We start from the raw sequence: 16,271 nt of genomic DNA on the forward strand, positions 1-16,271 counted from the left end.
TGTTGCCCTCACTTGTTGACTGTTGCTTAGCGTCGACCTCTATCGAGGCCGGGGCAGAATCATTCTGCCGTTGGTGGCTCGTTGCCGGCGTGACGAGCCAAGGGTGTTGACGCCGTTGCGACGCCAACCTGTGGTGAGTTCTAACCAAAGCGTCACATGGATGGAATGATCGTTTTGTCATAAGCACGTAACAAGAAAGATGTTAGTGCGATAAGTAACATCATGTTCGGCGCCCGCTTTTGCGTCAGACCCCTGTATGATCAGCCCTGCGCCGAAGGGCGGTCGCCGATATCGAATGAGAATGTCCCCCCGTTGCACTCGGGTACTATTCGACGAAAGGGACAACTTTTCACAATTTGTTGCACAGAATTTTTTATCTGTCCTCGCATCTAAGCTCTTTGAACCTGAGCGGCGAGTACGGAACGGCACACGTTCGTGCCACGCGGGTGCTCTTGAGAAAAGCACCTGATTGAACCCGGCCCGGCAATGCGTTGCCCGGCCCACTTAGCCAAAGGCTCTGAATCCCATGTCCGATCGTTTCGAACTCTTCCTCACTTGCCCCAAGGGCCTCGAAGGCCTGCTTCTCGAGGAAGCCGTCGGGCTTGGCCTTGAAGAGGCGCGCGAGCACACCTCGGCCGTTCGCGGCATCGCCGACATGGAAACGGCCTATCGCCTGTGCCTGTGGTCGCGCCTGGCGAACCGCGTATTGCTGGTGCTCAAGCGCTTCGCGATGAAAGACGCTGAAGACCTGTACCACGGGGTGCTGGACGTCGACTGGCAAGACCACATGCTCGCCGATGGTACCTTGGCGGTCGAGTTCAGCGGTCACGGCTCGGGCATCGACAACACGCATTTCGGCGCCTTGAAGGTCAAGGATGCCATTGTCGACAAGCTGCGCACGCCGTCGGGCGAGCGGCCATCCATCGACAAGCTCAACCCGGACCTGCGCATCCACCTGCGCCTGGACCGTGGCGAAGCAATCCTGTCCCTCGACCTTTCGGGCCATAGCCTGCACCAACGTGGTTATCGCTTGCAGCAGGGCGCCGCCCCGCTGAAGGAAAACCTCGCCGCCGCCATCCTGATTCGCGCCGGTTGGCCACGCATTGCCGCCGAAGGCGGGGCACTGGCGGACCCGATGTGCGGCGTCGGCACGTTCCTGGTGGAAGCCGGAATGATCGCCGCCGACATGGCGCCGAACCTGCGTCGCCAGCAATGGGGCTTTACCGCCTGGCTCGGCCACGTGCCGGCGTTATGGAAAAAACTCCACGAAGAAGCCAGCGAGCGCGCCGCCGCCGGGCTGGCCAAGCCACCGTTGTGGATTCGCGGCTACGAAGCTGATCCACGGCTGATCCAGCCGGGCCGCAACAACGTCGAGCGTGCGGGCCTGAGCGAGTGGATCAAGATCTATCAGGGCGAAGTCGCCACCTTCGAGCCGCGCCCGGACCAGAACCAGAAGGGCCTGGTGATCTGCAACCCGCCGTACGGCGAGCGTTTGGGCGACGAAGCCAGCCTGCTCTATCTGTACCAGAATCTCGGTGAACGCCTGCGCCAGGCCTGCCTGAACTGGGAGGCCGCGGTGTTCACTGGCGCGCCGGACCTGGGCAAGCGCATGGGTATTCGCAGCCACAAGCAGTATTCGTTCTGGAACGGCGCCTTGCCGTGCAAGTTGCTGCTGATCAAGGTGCTCCCGGATCAGTTCGTCACTGGCGAGCGTCGCACCCCGGAACAACGCCAGGCCGAGCGTGAACAGGCTGTCTACGATCAAACCCCTGAAGTACCGCAAGAGCGCCAGTACAACAAGAATGGCAACCCGATCAAACCGGCCCCGGCGCCAGCCCCTGTGGTCGAGCAGGCGCGGTTGAGCGAAGGCGGGCAGATGTTCGCCAATCGCCTGCAGAAAAATCTCAAGCTGCTGAGCAAGTGGGCCAAGCGTGAAGGCGTCGACTGCTACCGGGTCTATGATGCCGACATGCCGGAATATTCCATGGCCATCGACCTGTACCACGATTGGGTGCACGTCCAGGAATACGTCGCGCCGAAGTCCATCGACCCGGAAAAGGCCTCGGCCCGGTTGTTCGATGCGCTGGCCGCCATTCCCCAAGCCTTGAATGTCGACAAGAGCCGCGTTGTCATCAAGCGTCGCGAGCGCCAGAGCGGCACCAAGCAGTACGAGCGCCAGAGCGCCCAGGGCAAGTTCACCGAGGTCAACGAGGGCGGCGTGAAGCTGCTGGTCAACCTCACCGACTACCTCGACACCGGGTTGTTCCTCGATCACCGGCCAATGCGCTTGCGGATCCAGAAAGAGGCCGCCGGCAAGCGTTTCCTCAACCTGTTCTGCTACACCGCGACCGCCAGCGTCCATGCCGCCAAGGGCGGGGCGCGCAGCACCACCAGCGTTGATTTGTCGAAAACCTATCTGGACTGGGCGCGGCGCAACCTGTCGCTCAACGGTTTTTCCGACAAGAACCGCTTGGAGCAGGGCGATGTCATGGCCTGGCTTGAAGCCAGTCGCGACGAGTACGACCTGATCTTCATCGATCCGCCGACGTTCTCCAACTCCAAGCGCATGGAAGGCGTGTTCGACGTGCAGCGCGACCACGTCCAGCTGTTGGACCTGGCCATGGCGCGCCTGGCGCCGGGTGGCGTGCTGTATTTTTCCAACAACTTCCGCAAGTTCCAGCTCGAAGACAACCTGGGCGAGCGTTACGCCGTGGAGGAAATCACCGCCGGGACCATCGACCCGGATTTTGTCCGAAACAGCAAGATTCACCGCGCCTGGAAAATCATGGCGCGCTGACCGGCGGTCGATTGGATCCATGCAGGCCTTGAAATTCAAGGCCTGCAGGCGTTTTTGGGACTGGCAAAAGTAATGGCAAATAGCTATAACTTAGTGTGTGACCGGGGCTGGACCAATGCCTGGTCCTTTCTGAGTCATGTTTATGGCATTACATCAGGTGCGTCCCAGGATCCTGGGCTTTATCAGCGAAGATGTTTCAGCATGGCTCGTGGCTTGCGTCGTCCTGATGGCAGGCCTGCTGCTGACCGGTTTGTTGGCCTGGGGCACGTTGAAGCAGTTCAACCAGCAATTGCGCCAGCGCTTCGAATTGCTCGCCGAAGAACGCTATAGCCGCCTCGACGAGCGTTTCCAGGACCAGGAGCAACGTCTCGACAGTCTGAGGCGGTTTTTTGCCAACTCCGCGGGAGTGTCTGGCGCCGAATTCCATGGCTATACCGAAGCCCTCTTGCGGCGTACCCGGGCCTTTGCCTGGGCACCACGGGTGCTGCGGGAGGAGCGCCAGGCATTCGAGCAACAGGCACGAGCCGAAGTATCCACTACCTTTACCGTTCGTGAACGAGACGAGGCCGGAATCCTGCGCCAGGCCGCTGAGCGGAATGAATACGCGCCGCTGCTGTATATCCAGAGCCAGCCATCCTATGGCGCGCCGCTGGGCCTGGATCTGCTTTCGCATCCACTGCGCCGTGCCACGCTGGAACGGGCGCGCCAGCGTAACGCCCTGGTAGTTTCCGAGCCCATTGATCTGATCGGGAGCGATCCGGCCTTTGCCCGAGGTGTGATGCTGGCGGCGCCCGTTCTCAAGCCTCTGGCCAGCGAGCCGTTCGGCTACGTGGTGGCGGCCATCAGCATGCGCCAGTTGGTCGCCGATGGGCTGCCGGAGGCGGAGGATGACAGTCTGACGATGCGTGTGATTGATTCCTCCCACGATACCCCTTGGGAAGTCCTGTTCGAAACATCCAATCGACCGGGTAAAAGCGAGCTGTCGGCGGTCCGGATGTTGCGCCTGGCCGATCATGACTTCCGCGTGGAGTTGCGGCCCAGTCTCGCGTTCCTGTCGAACAATCATTCCAGCGTCGTGAGCGTCACGGTGTTGGGCGGGCTGCTCAGCCTGATGCTCAGCGTCTTGCTGTATACGTTGGTCAGCCAGCGACAGCGGGCCTTGGCGCTGGTGGAACAGCGCACCCGGGAACTGCACGCCCGGGAATCGGAACTGCGCGGCACCCACGGCCAACTGAAGGGCGTGCTCGACGCCGCGACGCAAGTCGCGATCATCGCCACCGACCTGCGCGGTGTCATCACCACCTTCAATGCCGGCGCCGAGCAGATGCTCGGCTACCGCAGTTGCGATGTCTTGCAGAGCATGACCCTGGAAAGTCTTCACGTTCCGCGTGAGCTGCAGCATCGGGCCGCACAGCTGGCCGTGCGTTTCGGCAAGCCAATCCCGACGTGCCATGCGATGCTGCTCGAAGGCGGTGAGCAGGGCGGCCAACAGGCTCGGGAGTGGACCCTGGTGCGCCGCGACGGCAGCCACCTTACGGTCAACATGCTGGCCACGCCCGTGCTCGACGACCAAGGGTTGTGGGTCGGGCACCTGGCAATCTGCATCGACGTCACCGAACGCAAGCGCGTCCACGAAGCCTTGGCCGCACGGGACCTGCTGTTGAAAAAACTCAGCGCCCATGTCCCCGGCGGCATCTATCAGTTCAAGATGGACTTTACCGGTGAGTTCAGCGTGATCTATGCCAGCGACGGCATCCGCGACATCTACGAACTGGAGCCTGACGTGCTGGTACGGCACGCCGAAGCGGTGTTTTCGCGCATCCATCCGCTGGACAGCGCGCGGGTGCGTGCTTCGATCCGCATCTCGGCGGATACATTGAGCCCGTGGCGCGAAGAGTACCGGGTGCAACTTCCGCAGCGCGGTCTGCGCTGGGTACGCGGAGAGGCCACGCCCGAGCAATTGCCTGGCGGCGGTGTGTTGTGGCACGGCTATGTCTCGGACATCTCCGACCTCAAGCGCGTGGAAGAAGAACTGCGGGCACTGTCCATCACCGACGCCTTGACCGGCATTCGCAACCGACGCTATTTCCAGGAGCGCCTGACTTCGGAGATGGCCCGGGTTGAACGGGGCTCCGGCGAGCTGGCGGTCATCATGCTCGACATCGATCACTTCAAGCGCATCAACGACCAGCATGGCCATGCGGTGGGTGATCGGGTGTTGCAGGCGGTCTGCCAGCGCATCACCCAACGGCTGCGCCGCACCGACGTATTCTGCCGGTTGGGCGGCGAAGAGTTCGTGGTGCTCTGCCCGGATACGGACAATGAAAGTGCCTACACCCTGGCGTTGGGGTTATGGGACGGCCTGCGGCGTTCGCCGATCGACGACATCGGCACCATCACCGCCAGTTTTGGCATCGCCAGCTGGCGCGTCGGCGAAGGTGCCGACGCGCTGCTGTTGCGCGCCGACTCAGGTGTGTACGCGGCGAAGCAGGCCGGGCGGGATCGGGTCGAGGTGCAGTTGGGATAGCTACTTCACCCCAAGACGATGTGGGAGCGAGCTTGCTCGCGAAGCGGTGATTCAGTCCATGAAGAGGCTGAATGTTCCGGCGCTTTCGCGAGCAGGCTCGCTCCCACATCTGGTTTTGTGTTGGGGCTGGCTCAGAGCACCGACGCCGTCTGCGGCAGTTTCGGCTGGCGATACAAGTCCAGCAGCACCTGGTCGAGCACGGAGGAGGCGCCCCATGGCTTCGGATCGTTGAGGATCGCCACGACCGCCCAGGTATTGCCATTGATGTCGCGGCTATAGCCGGCAATGGCGCGGACTGTGTTCAACGTACCGGTCTTGACGTGCGCTTCGCCGGCCATGGCGGTGGTCTTGAGGCGTTTGCGCATGGTGCCGTCCGTGCCGGCGATGGGCATCGAGCTGATGAACTCCGCCGCATACGGGCTGCGCCATGCCGCCTGCAGCATCGCCGCCATTTCCCGGGCGCTGACCCGTTCGGCGCGGGACAGGCCGGAGCCGTTTTCCATCACCAGGTGCGGCGCGGTGATGCCTTTCTTGGCCAGCCACTGGCGCACCACCCGCTGCGCAGCCTTGGCATCGTCGCCGTCGGCCTCGTTGCGAAACTCCGCGCCCAGGCTCAGGAACAGTTGCTGGGCCATGGTGTTGTTACTGTATTTGTTGATGTCGCGGATGATCTCCGCCAGGTCCGGGGAGAACGCCCGGGCCAGCAGTTTGGCGTTCTTCGGCGTCGCGGCCAGGCGGTCGCTGCCCTGGATGCTGCCGCCCAGCTCCTTCCAGATCGCTCGCACGGCGCCAGCGGTGTAGGTGGCATGGTCGAGCAGCGACAGGTAGGTCTGGGAGCTGCAACCCTCGCCGAGTTGGCCACTGACGGTCACGGTCATGCTGCCGTCCGCCTGGGCCACCGGGTTGTAGCGCACGCCACCGGTGCATTGCTTGGAGTTGGCGGCCTTGACCACGTTCTCGATGCGGATGCTGGCGATGGGCGGTTCGACCGATATCAGCACCCGGCCAGCGTCATTGCGGGCCACGAAGCGCAGCGCCTTGAGGTTGACCAGCAGCGAATCGGGCTTGACCAGGAAGGGTTTGTTTTCGTCATTGCCGTCGTCGTTGAACTCGGGCAATTGCGGCTGGATGAAGAAGCTGCGGTCCAGCACCAGGTCGCCGGTGATCTGCTGCACGCCGTTGGCCCGCAGGTCACGCATCAGCAGCCAGAGCTTTTCCATGTTCAGCTTGGGATCGCCGCCGCCCTTGAGGTACAGGTTGCCGTTGAGAATGCCCCCGCTGAGGGTGCCGTCGGTGTAGAACTCGGTTTTCCACTGATGGTTCGGCCCGAGCATTTCCAGGGCTGCGTAGGTCGTCACCAGCTTCATGGTGGACGCCGGGTTCACCGAGACATCGGCGTTATACAGCGTCGGGGTGCCGGGGCCGTTGAGCGGTACCATCACCAGGGACAGGGCGTTGTCTTGCAGTTTGCTGTTCTTCAGGGCCTTTTGCACATTCGGCGACAGGGCGGTGTTGATGGTGGCGGCTTGGGTGGAGACAGGCAGGGCCAAAGGAAGAAGAAGGCTGGCCAGAAGCAATGGGCGCAAAGATTTGATCATGTGAAATAAAACCCTGCAGGCGAGGGGGAAAAGAACGAGGACATGAAAATGAACGCCCTCAACGGTCATGAAAGTGTCGGCATTATGCCCCAAGGCGCAACGGCTTGTGCCGTGCCCAAGCCCAGCGAAGCGGTATTTTTTTACCGGCGGTAGGCGGACTTGCCCGATCAGTCGGGCAATCGACGCACCAAACTGGTAAAGTGCCGGCCGTTATTACTTATGAGGATTGTTCCAATGGCGACTAACCGTTCCCAGCGTCTGCGCAAAAAGCTGTGCGTGGATGAATTTCAAGAGCTGGGTTTCGAACTGAACCTGGATTTCAAAGAAGATCTGGCCGATGAGGCTATTGACGCTTTCCTCGACGCTTTCCTGAAAGAAGCCATGGAAGCCAATGGCCTGGGCTATGTCGGCGGTGACGACTATGGTCTGGTCTGCCTGCAAAAGCGTGGCTCGGTGACCGAAGAGCAGCGCGCTGCCGTTGAAGCCTGGCTCAAGGCCCGTCCTGAGCTGACCAGTGTTGAAGTCAGCCCGCTGATGGATGTCTGGTATCCGGAAAAGCCGATCAACAAGGCTTGATGGTCTGAAAAAAACCGGCAACCCGTTTGGGTGCCGGTTTTTTTGTGCCTGTCGGTTGGGTAATTGTTGTCCTTCAGGTCGCTTTCGCGAGCAGGCTCGCTCCCACCGGGGATGTGTGAACACCGACCCAATGTGGGAGCGAGCCTGCTCGCGAAGCTTTCAAGATTCAGGCACTCCGCCAGTTCAGGATGAGCAAAGTCACCACCCCCGCGACAATCCCCCAGAACGCCGAGCCGATGGAAAACAGCGTCAACCCCGACGCCGTAACCATGAAGGTGATCAACGCCGCTTCCCGTTCCTTCGCTTCGCTCATGGCGATGCTCAGGCCATTGATGATCGAGCCGAACAGCGCCAATGCCGCGATGGACAGCACCAACTCCTTGGGTAGCGCAGCGAACAGCGCCGCCAGCGTTGCGCCGAAAACCCCGGCAAAGCCGTAGAAAATCCCGCACCAGACGGCCGCCGTGTAGCGCTTGTCGCGATCTTCATGGGCATGTGGCCCGGTGCAGATCGCCGCGCTGATGGCGGCGAGGTTGATACCATGGGAACCGAATGGCGCCAGCAACAGCGACGCAACGCCGGTGCTGGTGATCAATGGCGAGGCCGGTACGTTGTAGCCGTCGGCGCGCAGCACGGCGATGCCAGGCATGTTCTGCGAGGTCATCGCCACCACGAACAGCGGGATACCGATGCTGATGGTGGCCCCCAGGGAAAATTCTGGCGTGGTCCAGACCGGTGTCGCCACTTCCAGGGCGAAACCGCTGAAGTCGAGAAGCCCGAGCAAGCCCGACAAGGCGGTGCCGACCAGCAGCGCGGCCAATACCGCATAGCGGGGTGACAGGCGCTTGACGATCAGATAGGTAAAGAACATCCCCAGCACCAGGCCGGTGCGATGTTGCGCGGCGACAAATATTTCGCTGCCGATCTTGAACAGGATTCCCGCCAGCAGCGCGGCCGCCAGCGAAGCCGGAATGCGTTTGACCAGGCGCTCGAAGCTGCCGGTCAGGCCACAGATCGTCACCAGCACCGCACAGGTGATGTACGCGCCGATGGCTTCGCCATAACTCACGCCGCCCAGGCTGGTGATCAGCAAGGCTGCGCCGGGTGTTGACCAGGCGATGGTGATTGGCGTGCGGTAGCGCAGCGACAAGCCGATGGAGCACACCGCCATGCCGATGGAGATGGCCCAGATCCAGGATGAAATCTGCCCGCTGGTCAGCCCCGCCGCCTGCCCGGCCTGGAACATCAGTACCAGTGAGCTGGTGTAGCCGGTCATCATGGCGATGAAACCGGCGACGATGGCCGAGGGCGAGGTATCGGCCAGGGGGCGAAGTGGCGCGGTGCTGATTTCGGTCATGGTGAGCGGTTGTCCTTGTTGTAGATTGGCTGGACTGGCGGAGCCACGGATTGCCGGATCAAGCCTAAACTCAACGCAGTTGTCGATTGCAATACAGCCATGCCCGCAAAGAGCCGTACAGTCGTGTTGCCATCAGAGGTTGTGTACAATCGCCGTGTTTATTACGCGATACTTGCCAGCGACCCGCTGTGCCGTATTACAGTCACGGTTAAATCGCCGCAGTTCTCCCGACTCGAGTGCCCATGAACGAACAGTTGCAACCCCTCAAGAAACAACCGCGAGCAGGCAAAGCCGGCCGCAGCGGAACCCAGGACGATATTGTCTACGCGCACATTTTCGAGGCCATCCTCGAACAGCGTCTGGCGCCTGGCACGAAGTTGAGCGAAGAGGCGCTTGGGGAGATTTTCGGGGTGAGTCGCACCATCATTCGTCGCGCGCTGTCGCGCCTGGCCCATGAAGGCGTGGTGCTGCTGCGCCCGAATCGCGGTGCGGTGGTCGCCAGCCCGAGTGTCGAAGAGGCACGCCAGGTATTCTTTGCCCGGCGCATGGTGGAGAAGGCAATCACTGAGCTGGCGGTACAGCACGCCAGCGCCGAACAGCTTGCCGAGCTGCGGCAAATGGTCAGCGACGAGCGCGACAGTTTTTCCCGGGGGGACCGTGGCGCCGGCATCCGGTTGTCGGGCGAGTTTCACCTCAAGCTGGCCGAGGCGGCAAAAAACGCGCCGCTGATCAGCTTTCAGCGCAGCCTGGTATCACAGACTTCGTTGATCATCGCCCAGTACGAAAGCGGTAACCGTTCCCACTGTTCCTATGACGAACACACCCAGCTGATCGACGCCATCGAGGCCCGTGACGCAGCCCTGGCGGTGAACCTGATGATGCATCACATGGATCACATCGACAGCAAGCTCAACCTCGACGAAGAAAGCGCGTCGGATGATCTGCATGCAGTGTTCTCGCATTTGTTGCAGAGCAAGAAGCCGGGGCGGTCGACGGCCAAGCTCTGATTGAGTTGAGTCAGCGATGCCGAGGCGCGCCCATCGCGAGCAGGCTCGCTCCCACAGTGGATTTGTGTTGGTCACACTGATCCTGGACTGTCTCCAAAAAGTTGGACACCAATCTGGCTTCTGGGGTCAGGCAACCCTGTGGGAGCGAGCCTGCTCGCGAAAGCGGTCTGGCAGGCGCTGAAAGTTAGCGCTGGTGCACCAACCGGCCTGCCGCATAAGTCTGCGCCACCGTCCGGTCATCCCCCAGGGTCATCAGTACGAACAACCGCTCGGCCATGTCCTTGGCCTGCTTCAGGCGATAGCTCAACAGCGGCGTGGCATTGTAGTCCAGCACCAGGAAATCCGCGTCCGTGCCCGGCTGCAACGTGCCGATCCGGTCTTCCAGGCGCAAGGCGCGGGCGCCGCCAAGGGTGGCCAGGTACAGCGATTTGAACGGGCTCAGTCGCGCACCTTGCAACTGCATGACCTTGTAGGCTTCGTTCAGGGTTTGCAGCAGCGAAAAACTGGTTCCGCCGCCCACGTCGGTGCCAAGGCCCACGTTGACTTTGTGTTTCTCGGCCATCGGCAGGTTGAACAGGCCGCTGCCCAGGAACAGGTTCGAGGTCGGGCAGAACGCGATGGCCGAGCCGGTTTGCGCCAGGCGTGCGCATTCTTCGTCGCACAGATGCACGCCATGGGCGAACACCGAGCGCTCGCCGAGCAATTGGTAGTGGTCGTAGACGTCCAGGTAGCCTTTGCGCTCGGGGAACAGCTCCTTGACCCATTGCACTTCCTGCAGGTTCTCGCTGATGTGCGTCTGCATGTACAGGTCCGGGTATTCGCCGAGTAACTGGCCAGCCAGGGTCAGCTGCTCCGGCGTGCTGGTCGGCGCGAAGCGCGGGGTCACGGCGTAATGCAGGCGACCCTTGCCATGCCAGCGTTCGATCAGCGCCTTGCTCTCGGTGTAGCTGGATTCGGCGGTGTCGACCAGGTAGTCCGGCGCGTTGCGGTCCATCATGACCTTGCCGGCGATCATCCGCAGGTCGAGTTTCTCGGCAACCTCAAAAAATGCGTTCACCGATTGCGGGTGCACACTGCCGAATACCAGGGCTGTGGTGGTGCCGTTGCGCAGCAATTCCTTGACGAAAATGTCCGCCACCGCCTCAGCGTGGGCCGGGTCGGCGAACTGGCTTTCGCAGGGGAACGTGTAGGTGTTGAGCCAATCCAGCAACTGCTCGCCATAGGCGCCCACCATGCCGGTCTGCGGCAGGTGGATATGGGTGTCGATGAAGCCGGGAGTGATCAAGGCGTCCTGGTAGTGCGTGATCTCGATATCCGCCGGAAGGGTCGGCAACAGATCGCTGGCGTGGCCGATAGCGCTGATCAGGCCATTTTCCACTACCAGCAGGCCATCCTCGAAATACTCATAGGACGCCTCGATACCGACTTCGGCCGGATCGGCGAGGCTGTGGAGCAGGGCGGCGCGGTAGGCTTTGCGTGTCAGGGGCATGGGAATTCTCGATAACAGGGTTAACGCTGGCTGCGGCGCGAAACCGGCAGCAACCTGGCAATGGGTTCGGCGCGGGAGGTGTGCTGGCCGAAATCTGCGTTGTAGGTGGCGATGATTTCGCCGGCGATGGAGATGGCGATTTCCACGGGCAGCTTGCCTTTGACTTCGCCGATGCCCATCGGGCAGCGCATGCGTTGCAGGGCGCCACTGTCGAAGCCGCGATCACGCAGGCGATGTTCGAACTTGACGCGTTTGGTCTTCGAGCCGATCAGGCCGAAGTAGGCAAAGTCGTTGCGCTTGAGGATCGCGGCGCTCAGTTCCAGATCGAGCTGGTGATTGTGAGTCATGACGATGCAGTAGCTGCCGGCGGGCAGCTCATCGACTTCGTCCAGCGGGTCTTCAGTCACGATTTTCTGTACGCCGTGGGGCAACTGCTCAGGAAATTCCGCTTCCCGCGAGTCGATCCAGCGCACCCGGCAAGGCAGGCTCGCCAGTAGCGGCACCAGGGCGCGGCCGACATGACCGGCACCGAACACGGCAATCTGCGCCTGGACCTGGCCCATGGGTTCGAACAGCAACACGGTAACGCCACCGCAGCACTGGCCCAGGCTGGCGCCGAGGCTGAAGCGCTCGAGATGGGTGTTCTGCTGGCCGCTGGCAAGCTTCTGCCGGGCAATCTCCATCGCCTTGTATTCCAGATGACCGCCGCCAATGGTGTCGAATGTCTGGCGGGCGCTGATGACCATCTTCGAGCCGGCATTGCGTGGGGTGGAGCCGAGCTCCTCGATGATCGTCACCAGCACGCAGGGTTCGCCGCGGGTTTGCAGGTCGGCGAGGGCGCTGATCCAGTTGTACATATTCACCTCGACATCTTTGTTGTCTGTCAGGCCGCTTTCGCGAGCAGGCTCGCTCCCACAGGGATTTGTGAACACCGATCCATTGTGGGAGCGAGCCTGCTCGCGAAGGCCGCGTCGCGGTCTAAAGCGGAGCCAGCTCAGCCTCGGCTGCCGCAGGCTTCACAGCCTTTGACTGGCGCATCTGCTCACATCCCCACAACACCCGCTCCGGCGTCGCCGGCGCGTCGATTCTCGGTTGCTGCCGATAATCCCCCAGGCTCGCCACGGCGTCCTTGATGGCGCACCACGCGGCGATGCCGAGCATGAACGGCGGCTCGCCCACGGCCTTGGAATGGAACACCGTGTCTTCGGGGTTCTTGCGGTTTTCCACCAGTCGCACCCGCAGGTCCAACGGCATGTCGGCCACGGCCGGGATCTTGTAGCTGGCCGGGCCATTGGTCATCAGCTTGCCCTTGTCGTTCCACACCAGTTCTTCCATGGTCAGCCAGCCCATGCCCTGGATGAAACCGCCCTCGACCTGGCCGATGTCGATGGCCGGGTTCAGCGAGGCGCCAACGTCGTGGAGGATGTCGGTGCGCAGCATCTTGTATTCGCCGGTGAGGGTGTCGACGATCACCTCGGCACACGCGGCGCCGAAGGCGTAGTAATAGAACGGCCGGCCACGGGCCTGGCTGCGGTCGTAGTAGATTTTCGGGGTCTTGTAGAACCCGGTGCTCGACAGCGAGACCTGGGCGAAGTAGGCCTGTTGTACCAGCGCTTCGAAGGTCAGGATGTGATCGCGCATCCGCACGTGGCCGTTGTGGAATTCCACGTCTTCTTCGCTGACCTTGTATTGCCGCGCGGCGAACTCCACCAGGCGTTGCTTGATGGTTTCGGCGGCATTCTGCGCGGCCTTGCCGTTCAGGTCGGCGCCGCTGGACGCGGCGGTGGGCGAGGTGTTCGGGACCTTGTCGGTATTGGTCGCGGTGATGTGCACGCGGTCCATTTCCACTTGGAACACCTCGGCCACCACCTGGGCGACTTTGGTATTGAGCCCTTGGCCCATTTCCGTGCCGCCGTGGTTCAGGTGGATGCTGCCGTCGGTGTAGACGTGGATCAGAGCCCCGGCCTGATTGAGGAAACTGGCGGTGAAGGAAATGCCGAACTTCACCGGCGTCAGCGCCAGGCCCTTCTTGAGGATCGGGCTGCCTGCGTTGTAGCGGCGGATCGCTTCGCGGCGCTCGGCGTACTGGCTGCTTTCTTCCAGTTCAGCGGTCATTTCCTCGAGCATGTTGTGCTCGACGGTCTGGTAGTAGTGCGTGACGTTGCGCTCGGTCTTGCCGTAGTAGTTGGCCTTGCGCACCGCCAGCGGGTCGAGCCCCAGGTGCCGGGCGATGGCATCCATCACCTCTTCGATGGCGACCATGCCTTGGGGCCCGCCGAAACCACGGTAAGCGGTGTTCGACGCGGTGTTGGTCTTGCAGCGATGGCCGTTGATGGTCGCATCGCCCAGGTAGTAGGCATTGTCGGCATGGAACATCGCCCGGTCGACAATCGAGGCCGACAGGTCCGGCGAGCAACCGCAGTTGCCGGCCAGTTCCAGGGCGATGCCATGCAGGCGCCCGGTGTCGTCGAAGCCAACGTCGTATTCGATATAGAAAGGATGGCGCTTGCCGGTCATCAGCATGTCCTCCACCCGGGGCAGGCGCATCTTGGTCGGCTGGCCGGTGAGGTGCGCGATGACGGCGCACAGGCAGGCCGGGCTGGCGGCCTGGGTTTCCTTGCCGCCAAAGCCGCCGCCCATGCGGCGCATGTCCACCACGACCTTGTTCATCGACACGCCCAACACTTCGGCCACCAGCTTCTGCACTTCGGTGGGGTTCTGGGTCGAGCAGTAGACGATCATGCCGCCGTCTTCGGTGGGCATCACCGAGGAAATCTGGGTTTCCAGGTAAAAGTGTTCCTGGCCGCCGATGTGCAGCGAGCCTTGGATGCGATGTTCGGCGGTGGCCAGCGCCGTGGCCGAATCGCCGCGCTGGTGGGTGTGACTGTCGAGCACGAAGTGCCGCTTGCGCAGCGCCTCGACCACATCCAGCACCGGTTCGAGGTCTTCATATTCAATGATCGCGGCCATGGCTGCCTGGCGTGCGGTCTCCAGATCCCTGGCCGCCACGGCGAGTACCGGTTGGCCGACGAACTGCACGTCATCGATCGCCAGCAGCGGGTCGCCGGGCAACAACGGGCCAATGTCCTTCAGGCCTGGTATGTCCTGATGGGTAATGGCGATGCGCACCCCTTCGAAGGCGTAGCAGGGCGTGGTGTCGATACGCAGGATTCGCGCATGGGCGCGATCCGACAGCCGAGCGTAGACGTGCAACTGGTTGGGAAATTCCAGCCGGTCATCGATGTACTGGGCTTCGCCGGACACGTGTTTGGCAGCGCTGTCGTGCTTGACGCTGCGGCCCACGCCCGTGGTCAGGTCGCGGGCGAACAGCTCGGCCAGTTCGGCCTGGGTCTTCTCTGCGGCGTGATGGTTAGACATAAGCGGTCACCCGAGTCTCGATGTGCGGCGTTTGCAGCTCGATGAAGTATTTGCGCAGCAGGTTGCGGGCGCTGAGCAGACGGTATTCCTTGCTGGCACGGAAGTCCGACAGCGGCGTGAAATCCTCGGCCAGGGCCGCGCAGGCGCGTTCGACGGTACTGTCGTTCCACGGCGCGCCGATCAATGCGGCTTCACAGTGCCTGGCACGCTTGGGCGTTGCGGCCATGCCGCCGAAGGCGACACGGGCGTCCTCCACCAGACCGTTTTCAAGGCGCAGGTTGAACGCCGCGCAGACCGCGGAAATGTCATCGTCCAGGCGCTTGGAAACCTTGTAGGCGCGGAACGTCTGTTCGGCGCTGGCTCGGGGCACGATGATCTTTTCGATGAATTCGCTTTCCTGGCGGGCGGTTACCCGGTAGTCGATGAAATAGTCTTCCAGGGCCAGGGTGCGGCGGGTCTGGCCCTTGCACAGCACAATCTGCGCGCCGAGGGCGATCAGCAGAGGCGGGGAGTCGCCAATGGGCGAGGCGTTGCCGATGTTGCCGCCCAATGTGCCCTGGTTGCGGATCTGTAGCGAGGCGAAACGCTGCAGCAGTTCGCCGAAATCCGGGTATTCGGCTTTTAATGCCTCGTAGCAATCGGAAAGCGCGGTGGCGGCGCCGATCTCCAAACGGTCCTCAAAACGCTCGATGCGCTTGAGTTCGGCGACGTTACCTACGTAGATCATCACTGGCAGGGTGCGGTGAAACTGCGTGACCTCCAGCGCCAGATCGGTGCCGCCAGCCAGTAGCCGCGCCTGCGGATAGGCGTCGTAGAGGTCAGCCAGATCGGCCACGGTCAGCGGCACCAGGCAACGCTTGTCACCGCTGTTGAGCTCGCCGGTTTCGGTCGGGGCGATGGCTTTCAGGCGGGCGATGGTCTGGGCTTCGCGGGCGTCGAACTGGTCCGGTTGTTTGCCGCAGCAGGCCTGGTCGGCCGCCGCCAGGATCGGCCGGTAGCCGGTGCAGCGGCACAGGTTGCCGGCCAAGGCTTCGTGGGCCTTGTGGGCGTCGGGTTGTTCGCTGTTCTTTTGCAGGGCGAACAGTGACATCACGAAGCCCGGGGTGCAGAAACCGCATTGCGAGCCGTGGCAGTCGACCATCGCCTGCTGGACGCTGTGCAACTGGCCATTGTGCTTGAGGTCTTCGACGCTGATCAGTTGCTTGCCGTGCAGCGACGAGACGAAGGTCAGGCACGAATTGAGGCTGCGGTAGCGGATGCGCTCGCTACCGTTCGCGTCCGTTTCCAGTTCGCCCGCCACCACGGTGCATGCACCACAGTCGCCGCTGGCGCAGCCTTCCTTGGTGCCGGGTTTGCCTACATGCTCGCGCAGGTAGTTGAGCACGGTCAGGTTCGGGTCCAGGGCGTGCTCGCTACGGAGTTCCTGGTTGAGTAAAAACTGGATCACGGAAGGCCTCGCAGATTCATTATTGTTGTATCGACGTGGGCTGAATTTAGCAGTTCTGACTTTTCGGTCAACGATTTTCTGACTTAAAGGTCAAG

General features: G+C 62.1%; 10 protein-coding genes. 4 read left to right on the top strand and 6 right to left on the bottom strand.

What is annotated here, in order from left to right; translation table 11 throughout:
- Positions 1-526 precede the first annotated feature (526 nt).
- Both rlmKL and J3P89_RS08615 read left to right on the top strand, forming a co-directional pair.
- Positions 527-2,797 (top strand): bifunctional 23S rRNA (guanine(2069)-N(7))-methyltransferase RlmK/23S rRNA (guanine(2445)-N(2))-methyltransferase RlmL, encoded by a 2,271-nt coding sequence (rlmKL, locus tag J3P89_RS08610; protein ID WP_434697264.1) that lies wholly within the window; start codon positions 527-529, stop codon positions 2,795-2,797.
- Between the two features lie 142 nt (positions 2,798-2,939).
- A complete protein-coding gene (locus tag J3P89_RS08615) occupies positions 2,940-5,324 on the top strand; it encodes a sensor domain-containing diguanylate cyclase (RefSeq protein WP_434697265.1) in 2,385 nt (794 codons plus the stop codon).
- A gap of 131 nt (positions 5,325-5,455) precedes the next feature.
- On the opposite strand, the gene dacB is transcribed toward J3P89_RS08615, so the two are convergent.
- The gene (dacB, locus tag J3P89_RS08620) at positions 5,456-6,922 is read right to left on the bottom strand and encodes a D-alanyl-D-alanine carboxypeptidase/D-alanyl-D-alanine endopeptidase (RefSeq protein ID WP_434697266.1); all 1,467 of its coding nucleotides are present in this window, start codon (positions 6,920-6,922) and stop codon (positions 5,456-5,458) included.
- 234 nt (positions 6,923-7,156) lie between these two features.
- Here dacB and J3P89_RS08625 point away from each other — a divergent pair, with 234 nt between their 5' ends.
- The gene (locus J3P89_RS08625; protein ID WP_434572947.1) at positions 7,157-7,498 is read left to right on the top strand and encodes a YggL family protein; all 342 of its coding nucleotides are present in this window, start codon (positions 7,157-7,159) and stop codon (positions 7,496-7,498) included.
- A gap of 166 nt (positions 7,499-7,664) precedes the next feature.
- On the opposite strand, the gene J3P89_RS08630 is transcribed toward J3P89_RS08625, so the two are convergent.
- Positions 7,665-8,855: a benzoate/H(+) symporter BenE family transporter gene (locus J3P89_RS08630; RefSeq protein WP_434697267.1), complete on the bottom strand. Its 1,191-nt coding sequence runs from the start codon at positions 8,853-8,855 to the stop codon at positions 7,665-7,667.
- 242 nt (positions 8,856-9,097) lie between these two features.
- On the opposite strand from J3P89_RS08630, the gene J3P89_RS08635 reads away from it, so the two are divergent.
- A complete protein-coding gene (locus J3P89_RS08635) occupies positions 9,098-9,862 on the top strand; it encodes a GntR family transcriptional regulator (protein ID WP_305499918.1) in 765 nt (254 codons plus the stop codon).
- Positions 9,863-10,046: 184 nt separating this feature from the next.
- Here J3P89_RS08635 and guaD read toward each other — a convergent pair whose 3' ends face one another.
- The 4 genes from guaD to xdhA all read right to left on the bottom strand — a co-directional run bounded on the left by guaD (position 10,047) and on the right by xdhA (position 16,176).
- Positions 10,047-11,351 (bottom strand): guanine deaminase, encoded by a 1,305-nt coding sequence (gene guaD, locus J3P89_RS08640; protein WP_434672447.1) that lies wholly within the window; start codon positions 11,349-11,351, stop codon positions 10,047-10,049.
- Between the two features lie 20 nt (positions 11,352-11,371).
- Positions 11,372-12,208 carry a xanthine dehydrogenase accessory protein XdhC gene (xdhC, locus tag J3P89_RS08645; RefSeq protein ID WP_434697268.1) on the bottom strand — a complete coding sequence of 279 codons (837 nt, stop codon included), beginning with the start codon at positions 12,206-12,208 and terminating at the stop codon, positions 11,372-11,374.
- 121 nt (positions 12,209-12,329) lie between these two features.
- Entirely contained in the window at positions 12,330-14,729 is a 2,400-nt protein-coding gene (xdhB, locus tag J3P89_RS08650) for a xanthine dehydrogenase molybdopterin binding subunit (RefSeq protein ID WP_434697269.1), read from the bottom strand.
- The gene (xdhA, locus tag J3P89_RS08655) at positions 14,722-16,176 is read right to left on the bottom strand and encodes a xanthine dehydrogenase small subunit (protein ID WP_434697270.1); all 1,455 of its coding nucleotides are present in this window, start codon (positions 16,174-16,176) and stop codon (positions 14,722-14,724) included. Before xdhA ends, xdhB begins: the two co-directional genes overlap by 8 nt.
- Between the last annotated feature and the right edge of the window lie 95 nt (positions 16,177-16,271).

The sequence above is a fragment of the Pseudomonas sp. Z1-14 genome, from assembly GCF_051132005.1.
Classification (GTDB): domain Bacteria; phylum Pseudomonadota; class Gammaproteobacteria; order Pseudomonadales; family Pseudomonadaceae; genus Aquipseudomonas.